The following is a 13,140-nucleotide window of genomic DNA, read 5'->3' as shown; positions in this document are numbered from 1 at the left end:
GACGGGAAGAGGGCGGCGTCGGTATGAGGGAGGAAGCAGGCGGCGACGAAGGCGTCCATGTAGCCGGGCTGGGTGGAGAGCTCCAGATATGTCATGCACCTGGCGATCTCGTTAAGCTTTGTGGCGGCGTCCTCGGAGGTGAGCATGGCGTAGGCGCCGGCCAGGGAGGAGTTGCCGATGTAGGAGTATTTCTCAACTGGGAGGTCCGGGAACATGCCGATGCGGATGGCGTTTTTGATATTGATGCCGCTGCCGATGCCGCCGGCCACGGCCACGTGCTCCAGCATGTCGGGGGTGAAGCCCAGGGAGGAGATGAGGGTCATGATGGCGGAGAAGATGGCGCCCTTGGCCCGGATGAAGTTGTCGATGTCCACCTCGGTGATGGCCACCTGCCGGCCGCTGGCCGACTCCTCGGGGAAGGCGAGAATATAGCTGCCGATGCCGAACTCGTCGTGCTTGACGCGCTTGCCCTCGCGGACGAATTTGCCCTTGCCGTTGATGATCCCGGTGCGGAAGAGCTCGGCGATCATGTCGATGATGCCGGAGCCGCAGAGGCCCACGGGGCGGATGTGGCCGATAACGGACATCGCCGGCTCCATGGTATCCTGGTCGATGGTGACAGCCTCGATGGCGCCGGTGGTGGCGCGCATGCCGCAGGAGATATCGCCGCCCTCAAAGGCGGGACCTGCCGAGCAGGCGCAGGACATGAGAAACTCGGTATTGCCGAAAACGATCTCGCCGTTGGTGCCCAGGTCGATGAGCATGGAGAGCTCCTGCGCGTTCCAGATCATGGAGGCCAGGGCGCCGGCCGTGATGTCGCCGCCCACGTAGCTGCCGATGTTGGGCGCGACGCTGAGCTTGGCGGCGGGGGCCAGCTCGATGCCGAGGGCGCGGGTCAAAACGGGGCGCATGCTGAAAAACGCGGGCACATACGGCTCCGTGCGCAGAAAGTCGGCGTTGACGCCCAGGAGCAGGTGGTTCATCGTCGTGTTGGACGCCACCGTCATGTGAAAAACGCGCTTTTTAGGGACGCCGGCGTCCTTGCACAAAACGTCGATGAGCGGCAGGAGCGTCTCGTCGATGATGGCCTTCTGGAGCTTTTGGACGCCGCCCTGCTTCTGCTGCTCGACGATGCGGTTGATAACGTCGGCCCCGTAGCGGATCTGGCCGTTGCCGGCGCTGGCCTTGGACAGGATGGCGCCGGTGGCAAGGTCCACGAGGACGCCGGAGACCGTCGTGGTGCCGATGTCGATGGCAAGGCCGCACACCGGCGCGGTGCCGGTGTCGCTGGACAGGTCGAGAATCTCTATCGTGCCCTCGTACAGCTCGCCCACGCACCGGAGCGCGAAGTCGTTGTCGCGTAAAAGGTCCGGCAGCTTTTTAAGGACGAAGAAGGGGACGATGACGTTTGAGGCGCCCGTGACCTCGCAGACGGCGCGGGAAAAGCGCTCGTTGTCCGGCATGGTGTCCTCCAGCGTGGGCATGTCCATTTTGACGGCGAAGACTTTGAGCTGGCCGCCCTCATGCATACCGACGCTGTGCAGGTTGTCCTGCAGCTCGTTGAAGATTTTGATCTCGTCGGGAGAGGACAGGTCGGCCGTTTTCATGCGGCTTTTGTAAGCCGAGGCGATGTCGGGCACCAGGACCTTCACGTCGGAGACGACGGCGGACCCGCAGGCCAGCCGCCAGCCCTCATTGAACTCGTTATCGTCCAGGTGCAGGGTCTTTTTGCTCTTCAGCTCGCCCGACATAAGCTGGACCCGGCACTTGCCGCAGGAGCCGTTGCCGGAGCAGGGCGCGTCGATGACGACGTTGGCCTTGCGCGCCAGGTCCAACAGGTTTTCGCCGGGAGCGGCGAAGATTGTTACGTCTCCGCCGCCCTCAAATTGAAATACGACTTTGTTCATATTAACTCCCGTGCCGCCGCCAGGCGGCGGCACATATATACAGTGTAAAAAACTACATGATGGGGTCCAGCTTGAGGGCCGGATGGCTCTTCGAGGTGAGGAACGCCATGACGCCCTCGGAATCGACAGCGATCGTTTCGTCGCAGATCATGTCGGAGAAGTTGTCGATGCCGTACAGCTCCTTGGCCGTCTTGTTCAGGCGCTCGGAAATGTCGTCCTTCAGCTCCTTGGGCATCCAGACGATGCGCTCGATGCCGCCCTCGGCCGCGATGAATTTCTTGGAGGAGATGAAGTGGCGCCCGTGGCCCATGAAGCCCGGCGTCTGCACGCCGCCGCCCGTCATGGACGCCAGCTCTCCGAAGGTCATGCCCGTGGGTGTGACGCCGGCGTACTCGCGGTTTGCCACGATCACGCCGCCCGCTTCCGGCATGATGCCGCAGATGCACTCAAAGCAGCCGCAGCTCGTCATCGGGTCCTCCAGGATGGAGTAGAGCGTGACCTTATCCAGCGCGCCGTGGGTGGCCTCGCCTATGATCTTGTTGACTTCCGTATAAGAGCCGGTGCGCTCGTCAAGGCAGCCGATTTTCTGGATCGGCTGGCAGGGGCCGGCCGGCGTGAGCTCTTTCGTGGCCTTGGCGTCCAGCCAGGAGACGGCGCCGCAGAGGCCGAGGCGCTCCGGAGTGACAACGCAGGCGTGAGAGGGCGCGAAGCTCTGGCACAGCGTGCAGGTGTAGAAGGTGTCGACGCTCTCGTCCGTCATGGAGGCCAGCCGCTCATCGCGAGCGGCGTAGCGCGGCATGCCCTCTTCCTTCAGGATTTTTTCGACCTTCGCCTTATCGGTGACGATGGTGACCTGGCATTTATCCACGACGCTGGCGAACTCGTCCATGACCTCGTGGTAGACGACCTCGGCCAGATCCTTCACCCGAAAGCCCTTGGCGTAGGCGTCCTTGCTGATACGGACGCGGATGAGGTTGCGCTGCCCGGTGTGCATAACGCCCTCGACATAGTTGAACCAGTGGTGGACCTTGCGCTCGATGACGGGCTCGAAGTCGGCCTGCATCTTTTTGCCGGCCACCTCCACGTATGTGGCCAGCGGCAGCTCCACGGGAGCGGTCCCGTCGATGTCGGGCCCGATAATGGTGATCTTGTGGTCCTCGATCTCCTCGAGATTTCTCATGACGACCAGCTCGCAGGTCGGGTTGTTGCCGGAATAGAACTCGGCGTGCATATCGCTCTTGCGGATGATCTCGCCCTCAAAGGCGGAGGCGAAGCCCATGCAGATCTCGATGTTCTTGGCCTTGACCTTGATGCTCCGGAGCTCCAGCGACTTCTTGACGGTGTCCATGTGATTGGTGACGGACTCCAGCGCGCCGGGAACCTGGTTTTCACCAAGGTCCACGTCCACGATGACAGGGAAGCCCAGGGCGATGGCGCCGGCGCCGGCGGAGACGACGACCTCGTTCAGCGCGCCGAAGGTATTGACGAACGCGGGGACGCGCTCCTTCGTGTATTTCAGCAGCCCGGCCAGATCGCCCGGCTGGACGGCGCCGAAGATGAGCGCCGCGCGGATGGCAACGGTGACCACGTGGATGACGGCGGTGACGTCATGCCCCAGCGGGACGACGCGGAAATCGAGGCCCATCTTGACGCCGGCCGCCGCGGCCTGATCGATGACGTCGCCGATGAGGAAGGTGAGCAGACCCTTGGTCTGGTACTCCTTGACGACCATGGCGAGCTGCGTCTGGTCGTCGGCCTTGCCCAGCACGACCGCCACGCCGGGGATGTCGCCCGTCACGAGCGGCACGCCCAAAGAGCGGATGACCGGGTCGGGCACAAAGCCGATGCCGCCCTCGTTTTCGTACGGCTTGGCGCCGTTTACAAATTTGAGGCCTTCCAGGATTTCAGCCCCAACGGCCGTGGCGAGGCCCGCGTTCAGCGCGTCGCCCAGGTCCTCCTTGTTTGTGATGAGGCTCTTCAGGACGCCCACGCAGGCCGGCAGATCGCCGAGCTTCGTGACCTTGACGCCTGTGGCGGCATAGATCGTCGGGAAAAAGTAGGCCGTGTCCGGGAAGCTGAGCTTCGCCTCGGCGCCGTATTTGGCGATGGCGTCATTGACCGCGCCTTCGGTCAGCCCTGCGACCGCATTGGAACCCGCGTAGATCAGATCTGTTAATACGCTCATAGCTGATACCTCCTAAAACTGTATGTGAATGTGTTGTGACATGAGAGCTCTGTTTTGCAAATTTACAGCTCGAGCTTTTTGAGGATTTCGTTCATCGCCGTCTTTACGGGACTCTCCTCCGGCACGGTGGAGCTGGGCTTGCCGTCGGCGTCGTAGCGGTAGACCGTCTCGTCCTGGGGCACGACGCCGATGAGGTCGAGGTTCTGCTTGCCGATTTCCTCCTTGACGCCGTCGTCCAGCACGCCGCCGGGCGCCCTGTTGACGATGAGCTTTGTGACCTTGGGCTTTAACTTCAGCTCCTCCACCATCGTGGCCACGCGCCCGACGGCCTGGATGCCGCGGCGGGACGCGTCGGAAACCAGGAGAAGGATGTCGATGTGCGGCAGGATGCCGCGGCTGATATGCTCCAGGCCCGCCTCGTTGTCCACGACAATGTAGCTGTAGCCGTTCTTGTACTTGTCGATCTGGGCTTTCAGCACGCCGTTGATGTAGCAGTAGCAGCCCTCGCCCTGGGTCCGGCCCATGACGAGAAGATCGTAATTGTCCTCCTCGGCCATGGCGCCGCTGAACATGAACTCCGTGTACTCCTGCTTGGTCATGCTTGGTGGGAGAGACTCGTCCACGGCGTCCTTATACTGCATTTTTTCGCGGATTTCTCCCAGCGTCGTCGGCATCTCAACGCCGAGGACCTCGTTGAGGTTGGAGTTCGGATCGGCGTCCACAGCGAGGATCGGGCCCTTGCCGCTTTTGCCGAGGTAATCGATGATGATACCGCAGATTGTTGTTTTGCCGGTGCCGCCTTTGCCGGCCACGGCGATCGTAATGGGCTTCATGATATGCCCCTCCAATACTTTGAGTTTTGCTTCAACAGCTTAGTTTCCCGCGTCCACCACGACCTTGCCGTTGACGAGATCGGCCAGGAGCAGCTTGCCCTGAATCCGTGTCTCATTTTCCAGCAGGTCGGTGAAGACAATGGTGTCGCCCTCGAAACTGATTTTCTGAATATTATTCAAAAGCATTTTCTCGGATGCGCCGGTTTTTTCATATACCTTTGAAAGGCACATAATGATATCTCCTTATTTCAGCGATTTGAGGACCGCTTCCAGCCGCGCGTTGATCTCCTCCAGCGCGCCGATGCAGGAAGCCACCTCCCCGGCGGCCTTGTCCAGCGACAGGTGCTGCAGGCTGTGGACCAGGCCGGAAAGCTCCTCGTCATGGTGCGCGTTATGCTGCAGCGTGTACTGCAGGAAAGCGGCGGCCTCCTCCTTGGTTTTCAGCAGGTCGTCATGGCCGCCGTGATGGTGGCCGTGGGCCTCGTCCGCGTGGCTGTGGCCGGACGCGTGGTCGTGGTCGTGTTCATGGTGGCTGTCTTGATTATGGTCGTGGTCGTGCATGTTTTACCTCCGATTTCTGTGGCCAGTTACCTGACGTCATCCTGTGTGTTTTGTACGGAAATTATCCGGATATTCGCGGGAATATACGATATTTGCATGACTATTTACTAAATATTATGGAGATTCCCTCATTAATAATTATAAGACTTGTTATCCTTGTGTCAATTGCTATTATTTAAAATAATCGAGTCGTGCCAAAATGTCAAAAAACATTTCAAAACGCCGCCGCGCCCGCCGGGCCGCATTGACAGTTGACTATCGCCCCCGCTCGGGATACTATGGAACCAGAGATAACAACGCGGAGGGCTTATGAAAAAGAAGTATGAAGTGATCTGGGAGATATTCAACAAATGCAGCGGCAATCAGATGCGCGACGTCTTTTTCGAGGAGATAGAGACGGACGATGCCGACCGTTATGTCGCGGAGAGGTTCAAGGAGTTTTCCGTCACCCTGGACGCCTATGACGAGGCCGCTGCCACGCGGATTTATGAGATTGAGGCCGAAGGGCTCCGGCAGAGAATATCCCTGACGGAAGTATAGCGGGGAAGACCATGGAGAAGAAGCTTGGACAGGTGCTCGTCGACAGCATGCGCGACCTCGACGAGCTGAGGGTGCTGCAGTCCTCTGTGGAGCTGGTGTCGGCGGGGGTCTCCTCCTACGAGATTTTCGAAAGGCTGATCGAGGGGCTCCGGCAGGTGGATGCGCGCTACGAATCGGGCGAGTATTTCATTGCCGACCTGATCATGGCCGGGCATATCATGAAAAGCGTCATGACCAAGGTGCTCGTCTTTCACGGGTTCGAGGAGTTCAGCTCCTTCGGCCGGGTCGTCATGGCCACCGTCAGGGGCGATATCCATGAGCTGGGCAAAAACGTGATCGCGGACGTTTTGCGGCACAACGGCTTCGAGGTCACGGACCTGGGCACGGACGTGCCGCCGGAGCGCATCGTCGAAGAGGTCCGCGCCCAGTCGCCGAATATCCTGATCCTCAGCGGGATGATCGCCTCGTCGCCGGTGCGCATGGCGGAGAGCATCGCGGCCCTCAGGGACGCCGGCCTGCGCGGTCAGGTCCGCGTTATCGTCGGCGGCGCCGCCGTCACGTCCGAGGCCGCCGAAGCCATGGGCGCCGACGCCTACAGCGCCGGCGTCAAGGACTGCCTGAAGGTCTGCCATGAATTCATGGCGCTCACGGCGGGGGAGAGCTGACATGGCCGAGCCGCTGTATTTGCAGATATCGGGCCGTCTGCGCCAGGGTATCCTGACGGGCGAATACAAGCCGGAGGATATGCTGCCCTCCGAAAACGAGCTTGCCGCGCGTTATAGCACCAGCCGCGTCACCGTCCGCAAAAGCCTCGGCGTCCTGGAGAGCGAGGGACTTGTGCGGCCGTGGCACGGCAAGGGCTATTTTGTCCAGCCGCCGAAATACACGATGTTTACCCTGTACTTCGGGGACGACGCGACGGACGGCCGTTTCCGGTTCCAGGAGGTCACCATCCTCCGGCCCGAAAAGGACGTGGCGGAAAAGCTGCTGCTCAAAAAGCATCAGATGGCCATCGTCACGCGCCGCATCCTGGAGCGGGACGACCGGGTGGTGGCCTATGACGAGAAATTTGTCCCCTATGAGCGCGGCGTGCCCAGCATCGAGTTTGAGCTCCATTTCACCGAATTCCCGCACATGTTCGAAGAGCGGTTTGCGCCCATGTCCCTGCATACCGAAATGACCATCGGCATGGAGACGGCGCCGGAGCACGTCTGCGCCGCGCTTTCCCTGGCCGCGGATAAACCCCTGCTCGTCGTCGGCCGCCTGATCCGCGCCAGCGACGACAAGCCGGTCGGCTTTGCCAAGCAGTATCTCACCGAAGCCTTCGGCAAGCTTTCCGCTAGGTCGGGCTATTACACGCAGGAGAAATTATAAGGGCGGGTTGTGTGCATCCGCCCTTATTTTTTATGCCGTGTTGCGCCGGCAAGAGCGGACGGCCAATGTGTACAGTAGTATACGATAGATGTCATCCCCGCCTTCACCATTGTCATGCCTTGTTCACCATTGTCATGCCTTGTTCACCGTTGTCATGCCTTGTTCACCACTGTCATGCCTTGTTCACCGCTGTAACTTCCTCGTTCCCGTTGTCATTCCCGCTCTTCATGTCATTCCCGCGAAGGCGGGAATCCACGTTCTCTGCACGGGGAGCCTGGATTCCCGCCTTCGCGGGAATGACAACGGTGAAGGCGGGGATGGCATGAAGGCGGGGATGGCATGAAGGCGGGGATGGCATGAAAGCGGATGACATGAAGGCGGATGACATGAAGTCGGATGACATGAAGGCGGATGACATAAGGAGCGGGGGATGACATGTAGAGGCGGGAACGATTATTAATCGTCCATTGTCTCGTCCCCGTAGGGGACGCCGCCCTCGGCGTCCCGCGTTCCCCGTCCCGTCGGCGCCCCGGCGCTTTAGCGCGTCAGGGTGCTATTTCTTTGGTCGAAAAAAGAGTTTTACGCGATATTTTGTAGAATCTTTAAAGTTTTTATACGTATCAACTTTTATCTTGCAAACGCTTGTTAAATATTTGACAATCGGTGTGAAGGTTGTTACAATACATCTTGGGTCAACATGTAAATACAAGTTGGAGCCTTCTACGTGTTATAATCAAAAGGAGAATTGTAGCGATATGGATTTGAACAACTTCACAACAGTCGAGCAAATGGAAGCGGAAACGGCCAGACTCAGGGAGTGTGCGGCCTGCTCCGGCGCAGAGACCTGGGAAGACCGAAAGAAGGCCCAGACGCCTTCGTGCAAGTTCGGTGAAGACGGCGTTTGCTGCCGTATCTGCTCCATGGGCCCCTGCCGAATCACCCCCAAAGCGCCGCGCGGCATCTGCGGCGCGGACGCCAACGCCATCGCCGGGCGCAACTACCTGCGCATGATCGCCGGCGGCACCGCGGCGCATTCCGACCACGGCCGTGAAATCTGCCACACCCTGCACTCCACAAAGAAGGACGGCCACTATCAGGTCAAGGACGAGGCCAAGCTGCTGAGACTTGCCAAGGAGTGGGATATCCCCACCGAGGGCAAGGACATATACGATATCGCGCACGAAGTCGCGCTGGCCGGCATGATGGAATACGGCAAGCCCTTCGGCACGCAGAGATTTTTAAATCGCGCCACCGATGAGCGCCAGAAGCTGTGGAACGATCTGGGCATCGCCCCCCGCGCCATCGACCGCGAGATTGCCACCGCCATGCACATGACGCACATGGGCAACACGGCCGACGCCGAAGCTCTTGTCATGCAGGGCCTCCGGACCGGCATGGCCGACGGCTGGGGCGGTTCCATGATGGGCACCGAGATGACCGACATCCTGTTCGGCACGCCGATGCCGAAGGATACGGAAGGCGACCTGGGCGTCCTGGAAAAGGACATGGTCAACATCATTGTCCACGGCCATGACCCGGCGATGTCCGAAATGATCGTTGTCGCCGCCGAGGACAAGGACCTGCTTGATTACGCCAGAAGCAAGGGCGCCAAGGGCATCAACATCGCCGGCCTCTGCTGCACGGCCAACGAGGTCACCATGCGTCACGGCGTCCGGATGGCCGGCAACTTCCTACAGCAGGAGAACGCGCTGCTCACCGGCATCGTCGAGATGATCACCGTCGACGTGCAGTGCATCTTCCCGTCGCTGGGCCCCCTCTCCGAGTGCTTCCACACCAAGTTCATCACCACCTCCCCGATCGCCCGCATCCCCGGCTCCACCTATGTCGAGTTCCATCCGGAAACGGCGCGTGAGCAGGGCCGCGACCTTGTCCGCCAGGCTATCGACAACTTCGACAAGCGCGATCCGGCCAAGATCTGTGTCCCGACCCGCAAGCAGCCCGCCAGAGTCGGCTATTCCTGCGAAGCGATCCTCAAGGAGTTAAACGGCGTCACCAACAGCCACGTTGACGAGCGTGATACATACAAGCCGCTCATCGATTGCATCAAGGCCGGCGTCATCCGCGGCGCCGTGGCCATCGTCGGCTGCAATAACCCGAAGGTGCGGCCCGACCACTCCCACATCGAAATCATGAAAAAGCTCCTCGCCAACGACATTATCGTCATCACCACGGGCTGCGCCGCCCAGGCCGCCGCCAAGGCCGGCCTCCTCCGTAAGGAAGCCAAGGACCTCTGCGGCGCCGGCATGAAGCGCGTCTGCGAGCTCGTCGGCATCCCGCCGATCCTGCACATGGGCTCCTGCGTCGACATCAGCCGCATGATGCTCCTGGCCACCGACATTGCCAAGGACTGGGGTATCGATATCCCGCAGGTCCCCGTTGTCGGCTGCGCGCCGGAGTGGATGAGCGAAAAGGCCGTGGCCATCGCCAACTACGTCGTTTCCACCGGTATCGACACCTATCTCGGTATCGAGCCGCAGGTCAAGGGTTCCGTCCAGATGATGGAGCTCATCACCGAGGGCACAAGGAAGCTGACGGGCGCCGGCTATATCATCAACACCAACCCCGACACGCTGGTCCAGGCCATGATCGACGGCATCGAAGCCAAGCGCGCCGCGCTGGGCATCTGATATAAACAAAACTGTCATTCCGAAACAGCCTGCGGCGGAGAGATTCTCCGCAGGCTCGGAATGACAGGGCTTTCGCATGCATAAAACAGCACTTTTTTCAAACGCTTTTATAAAAAGCTGATTGGAAGATAAATTATGAAAATAGCAATTACAGGCAAAGGCGGCGTCGGCAAGACGACGGTGGCCGCGATCCTCGCCAGGCTCTACGCCGACGAGGGCCGCAAGGTGCTCGCCGCCGACGTGGACCCGGATGCGAACCTCGGCATGGCGCTGGGGTTTACGGCCGAGGACCTTCAGGAGATCACGCCCATTTCAAGGATGCGGGCGCTGATTGCCGAGCGGACCGGAGCCAGCGCCGAGACCTTCGGCAAATTCTTTAAAATCAACCCCAAGGTGGACGACATCCCAGACATGCTCGCCAAGGAGAAAAACGGCGTCAAGCTCCTCGTCATGGGAACCATCGAAACCGGCGGCAGCGGCTGCGTCTGCCCGGAGCACGTGATGCTCAAGCAGGTGATATCGCACCTTATTATCCGCCGCGAGGACGTGGTGATCATGGACATGGAGGCCGGGCTGGAGCATCTCGGCCGCGGCACCGCCGACTTCATGGACTTTTTCCTTGTCGTCGTGGAGCCCGGCGAGCGCAGCATCCAGACGTACCATAAGGTCGTCCAGCTGGCCGCCGACCTGGGGATCAGCAAGGTCCGCGTCATCGCCAACAAGGTCAGGAGCCGCGCGGACGAAGAGTTTATCACGGCGAAAGTGGCGGAGCGCGACCTTCTGGGCTTCATCCACTTTGACGACGACGTTTCGGCCGCCGACCGCGCCGGGCGCTCGCCTTACGACATCAGTGAAAAAACGGTTCAAGAGATCCGCGCGATAAAACAGCGCATCGACAACGAATAATTGGAGGTAAACACATTGAGACTGTTTGACAGAGCATTCACGGGCTCGGACGAGATGTTCGCACTCGCCGAAGCTGCCGTAACAAAAACAATAGACAAACTTGGTGCCGACGCGCCCGTCGCCTTCGGCAGCACGGCATATTTCCTCCCCTGCATCTACGCTTATACCGGCCGGAAGATCACAAAGCTGAGCGAGCTGAAGGACGTCCTGGAGCCCGTAAAGGGCTGGCTCACCAGAAACTACCGCCTGAACGACGTCTTCACCTCCGGTATCGCCACAGTGCTGGCGGCGGAAATCATCGAAGCCTGCAAATACGCCGAGAATCCCACGCCCTACGAAGAGAAGTACCACGGCCACATGACGGACGCCGAGGTCCGCGAGCTGGGCGTGCCGCTCGTTACCCAGGATATCCCCGGCTTCGTCGTCATCATCGACGAGGCGCCCACGGATGCCCAGGCCCAGGTGCTCATCAAGGGCTACCAGTCCCGCGGTATCTTCGTTTTCCTCCTCAAGGGCGCCATCGACCAGGCGGAGCGCTGCGGCATCAAGATGGGCTTCCCGGTCCGTATCGTCCCGGTGGGCCCCGGCATCGAGGCCGTTTCCCACATCATCTCCGTCGTTGTCCGCGCGGCATTTATCTTTGGCAACGTCCAGCCCGGCGATTGGGAAGGCTTTAACAAGTATTCCTTCGAGCGCATCTTCGCTTTCGTCAACGCTTTCGGGCCGTTGGAGAACATCACCGTCGGCTGCGGCGCCGGCGCCATCGCCATGGGCTTCCCGGTCATCACAAACGACACCGTCGACGTGGACGTTGTGCCGAAGAGCCTCATCATCCAGACGAACATCGACGACCTGATCGAGACCTCCCTGGAGGCCCGCGACATCAAGATCAAGGTTTCCAATATCGACCTGCCTGTCGCCTGCGCCTCCGCGTTTGAAGGCGAGATCATCCGCAAAGCCGACATGTTCTGCGAGGCCGACGGCTCCAGAAAGGACTGCTTCGAGCTCGTCCGCACGAAAGAGCTGCACGAGGTCGAGGACCACAAGATCGAGCTCATCGGCCAGGACTTCGACGCCATGGAAGTGGGCTGCAAGATCAATCTGGCCATCATCATCGACATCGCCGGCAAAAATATGCAGTCCGACTTTGAGCCCGTCTTCGAGCGCAAGATACATAACTATGTCAACTGCCTCGAAGGCGTCATGCACACCGGCCAGCGCGACCTGATCCGCATCCGTGTCAGCAAGTCCTCGTTTGAAGCCGGCTTCAGGGTCAAGCACTTCGGCGAGCTGCTGTACGCCAAGATGAAAAATGACTTCTCCCAGGTCGTCGACAAGTGCCAGGTCACGCTGGTGACCGAGCCCGAGCTTGTCACCAAGCTCCGCAAGGAAGCCAATGAGATTTACGACAAGCGCGACGCGCGTCTCCGCTCCCTGACCGACGAGAGCGTCGAGTGCTTCTACACCTGCACGCTCTGCCAGAGCTTTTCGCCGTCCCACGTCTGCATCGTCACCCCGGAGCGCCTCGGCCTCTGCGGCGCGGTGTCCTGGCTCGACGCGAAATCCACCAATGAGCTGCAGCCCAGCGGCCCCTGCCAGGTCGTCACCAAGACGAAGGTCATCGACGAGGCCAAGGGCGCTTACGAGGATGTCAACGAGGCCGTCAGCACCTATTCCCACGGCGCTTTGGATAAGGTCACGCTGTATTCCATCATGGAAGACCCGATGACGAGCTGCGGCTGCTTCGAGTGCATCTGCGGTATCGAGCCGATGTCCAACGGCGTTATCATCGTCAACCGCGAATATGCCGGCTCCACACCTCTCGGCATGACGTTTGCCGAGCTGGCGTCCATGACGGGCGGCGGCGTGCAGACGCCGGGCTTTATGGGCCACGGCCGCCACTTCATCGCGTCCAAGAAGTTCATGAAGGCCGAGGGCGGCATCGCCCGCATCGTCTGGATGCCGAAGGCCCTGAAGGACAGCGTCGCCGAGAGGCTCAACATCTCGGCCAAGGAGCTTTACGGCATCGATAACTTCACCGACAGGATCGCCGACGAGTCAATTTCCGAAGATCCGGATACCCTGATGGCGTATTTGTCCGAAAAAGGTCATCCTGCACTTGAGATGGAGCCAATGATGTAATATAATGAGTTCGGCGAACTCATTATAATGCGCAAACGGGCGCT

General features: G+C 60.1%; 11 protein-coding genes. 6 read left to right on the top strand and 5 right to left on the bottom strand.

Annotated elements, in window-relative coordinates:
* From acsV to BUB60_RS15570, 5 genes are all read right to left on the bottom strand, one after another.
* The coding region (gene acsV / locus BUB60_RS15590) for a corrinoid activation/regeneration protein AcsV (protein ID WP_073080940.1) at nucleotides 1-1,907 on the bottom strand (1,907 nt) is incomplete at its 3' end.
* Nucleotides 1,908-1,959: 52 nt separating this feature from the next.
* Nucleotides 1,960-4,092, bottom strand: coding sequence for an acetyl-CoA decarbonylase/synthase complex subunit alpha/beta (gene acsB / locus BUB60_RS15585; protein ID WP_073080938.1), 2,133 nt, complete (start codon nucleotides 4,090-4,092; stop codon nucleotides 1,960-1,962).
* Between the two features lie 62 nt (nucleotides 4,093-4,154).
* Entirely contained in the window at nucleotides 4,155-4,925 is a 771-nt protein-coding gene (locus tag BUB60_RS15580) for an ATP-binding protein (RefSeq protein WP_073080936.1), read from the bottom strand.
* A 39-nt stretch (nucleotides 4,926-4,964) separates the two neighbouring features.
* On the bottom strand, nucleotides 4,965-5,156 hold the full coding sequence (locus BUB60_RS15575) for a CooT family nickel-binding protein (RefSeq protein ID WP_073080934.1): 192 nt from the start codon (nucleotides 5,154-5,156) through the stop codon (nucleotides 4,965-4,967).
* 12 nt (nucleotides 5,157-5,168) lie between these two features.
* Nucleotides 5,169-5,486 (bottom strand): DUF8180 domain-containing protein, encoded by a 318-nt coding sequence (locus tag BUB60_RS15570; protein WP_073080931.1) that lies wholly within the window; start codon nucleotides 5,484-5,486, stop codon nucleotides 5,169-5,171.
* 309 nt (nucleotides 5,487-5,795) lie between these two features.
* On the opposite strand from BUB60_RS15570, the gene BUB60_RS15565 reads away from it, so the two are divergent.
* From BUB60_RS15565 to acsB (BUB60_RS15540), 6 genes are all read left to right on the top strand, one after another.
* Nucleotides 5,796-6,026 (top strand): hypothetical protein, encoded by a 231-nt coding sequence (locus BUB60_RS15565; RefSeq protein WP_073080929.1) that lies wholly within the window; start codon nucleotides 5,796-5,798, stop codon nucleotides 6,024-6,026.
* An 11-nt stretch (nucleotides 6,027-6,037) separates the two neighbouring features.
* Nucleotides 6,038-6,691 (top strand): cobalamin B12-binding domain-containing protein, encoded by a 654-nt coding sequence (locus tag BUB60_RS15560; RefSeq protein WP_073080927.1) that lies wholly within the window; start codon nucleotides 6,038-6,040, stop codon nucleotides 6,689-6,691.
* Nucleotide 6,692: 1 nt separating this feature from the next.
* Nucleotides 6,693-7,400 (top strand): GntR family transcriptional regulator, encoded by a 708-nt coding sequence (locus BUB60_RS15555; RefSeq protein ID WP_073080925.1) that lies wholly within the window; start codon nucleotides 6,693-6,695, stop codon nucleotides 7,398-7,400.
* 755 nt (nucleotides 7,401-8,155) lie between these two features.
* The gene (cooS, locus tag BUB60_RS15550; RefSeq protein WP_073080923.1) at nucleotides 8,156-10,048 is read left to right on the top strand and encodes an anaerobic carbon-monoxide dehydrogenase catalytic subunit; all 1,893 of its coding nucleotides are present in this window, start codon (nucleotides 8,156-8,158) and stop codon (nucleotides 10,046-10,048) included.
* Between the two features lie 135 nt (nucleotides 10,049-10,183).
* On the top strand, nucleotides 10,184-10,954 hold the full coding sequence (locus tag BUB60_RS15545; protein ID WP_073080921.1) for an ATP-binding protein: 771 nt from the start codon (nucleotides 10,184-10,186) through the stop codon (nucleotides 10,952-10,954).
* A 15-nt stretch (nucleotides 10,955-10,969) separates the two neighbouring features.
* Nucleotides 10,970-13,096 (top strand): acetyl-CoA decarbonylase/synthase complex subunit alpha/beta, encoded by a 2,127-nt coding sequence (acsB, locus tag BUB60_RS15540; protein WP_073080919.1) that lies wholly within the window; start codon nucleotides 10,970-10,972, stop codon nucleotides 13,094-13,096.
* The last annotated feature ends 44 nt before the right edge of the window (nucleotides 13,097-13,140 follow it).

It is taken from the genome of Sporobacter termitidis DSM 10068 (genome assembly GCF_900130065.1).
Lineage (GTDB): Bacteria > Bacillota > Clostridia > Oscillospirales > Oscillospiraceae > Sporobacter > Sporobacter termitidis.
Note: the sequence above shows the minus strand (reverse complement) of the source record. Positions and strands in the feature narration are given on the sequence as shown.

Excerpts from the sequence above, each read along its gene's own strand:
- acsB (WP_073080938.1), bottom strand. The coding sequence starts at position 4,092 with ATGAGCGTATTAACAGATCTGATCTACGCGGGTTCCAATGCGGTCGCA.
- BUB60_RS15580 (WP_073080936.1), bottom strand. The coding sequence starts at position 4,925 with ATGAAGCCCATTACGATCGCCGTGGCCGGCAAAGGCGGCACCGGCAAA.
- BUB60_RS15575 (WP_073080934.1), bottom strand. The coding sequence starts at position 5,156 with ATGTGCCTTTCAAAGGTATATGAAAAAACCGGCGCATCCGAGAAAATG.
- BUB60_RS15570 (WP_073080931.1), bottom strand. The coding sequence starts at position 5,486 with ATGCACGACCACGACCATAATCAAGACAGCCACCATGAACACGACCAC.
- BUB60_RS15565 (WP_073080929.1), top strand. The coding sequence starts at position 5,796 with ATGAAAAAGAAGTATGAAGTGATCTGGGAGATATTCAACAAATGCAGC.
- BUB60_RS15560 (WP_073080927.1), top strand. The coding sequence starts at position 6,038 with ATGGAGAAGAAGCTTGGACAGGTGCTCGTCGACAGCATGCGCGACCTC.
- BUB60_RS15555 (WP_073080925.1), top strand. The coding sequence starts at position 6,693 with ATGGCCGAGCCGCTGTATTTGCAGATATCGGGCCGTCTGCGCCAGGGT.
- cooS (WP_073080923.1), top strand. The coding sequence starts at position 8,156 with ATGGATTTGAACAACTTCACAACAGTCGAGCAAATGGAAGCGGAAACG.
- BUB60_RS15545 (WP_073080921.1), top strand. The coding sequence starts at position 10,184 with ATGAAAATAGCAATTACAGGCAAAGGCGGCGTCGGCAAGACGACGGTG.